This window comes from Stappia stellulata (genome assembly GCF_020176715.1).
GTDB lineage: Bacteria > Pseudomonadota > Alphaproteobacteria > Rhizobiales > Stappiaceae > Stappia.
On the sequence record NZ_JAIVMF010000055.1, the window covers coordinates 1 to 784 of the forward strand.

The following is a 784-nucleotide window of genomic DNA, read 5'->3' on the forward strand; positions in this document are numbered from 1 at the left end:
AGCCATCGCAGCGCCTTGGCGAAGCGGCGGGAGCGGTAGGCGCTGCCATTGTCGGTCATCACCCGCTCGGTCCGGATGCCGTGCGCACGGAACCAGCGCAGGGCGCGGAGCAGGAAGGCGGTGGTGGTGTTCCGGCGCTCGTCGCCCAGCACCTCGACATAGGCCAGCCGCGTCGCGTCATCGACCGCAACATGGACGAAGTCCCAGCCCGCGCCCCGATTGCGGCAGCCCGTGCGGGTGCCGGTGACGCGATGGCCGGGCCGGTCGAACCGGCCGAGCTTCTTGATGTCGAGATGGATCAGCTCGCCAGGCCGGGCGCGCTGGTAACGCCGCACAGGCTCGGGCGGATCGAGCCGGGCCAGCCGCCCCATCCCCGCCCGTGCCAGCCAGCGCGCCACGGTCGAGCGCGCGAGACCCAGCCTGGCCGCGATCGCCGCCCCCGTCAGGCGCAGGTCGCGCCGCAGATGCAGGGCGAGCGCGACCAGGCGATCGGGCAGACGCCCCGCCACGCGGGCGGGGGAACTTGCGCGGTTGGAGAGCGCCGCGGCCCCGCCCGCGCGGAACCGCGCCAACCACTTCCGAACGGTGCGGAGGGAAACGCCGAAGGCAGCGGCGACCTCGGCGGCCTTCTGTCCCGCGAGAACACGGGCCACGATCTGCTCTCGACTATAGACGGTAAGGCGGGCACCTTGGTGCGGGTTGTTCATCCTTCGGGATCCTCGGCTGGAGTTTGGCGATTGCAGCCTAACCCCGAACCGGGTGAACAACCTCCTGAGACTTCACA

General features: G+C 71.3%; 1 protein-coding gene. It reads right to left on the bottom strand.

Translation table 11 applies throughout. The features are described 5' to 3' along the window. Positions 1-707 (bottom strand): helix-turn-helix domain-containing protein (locus LC092_RS21080; RefSeq protein ID WP_224809703.1); only part of this gene is annotated, 707 nt, incomplete at its 3' end. Between the last annotated feature and the right edge of the window lie 77 nt (positions 708-784).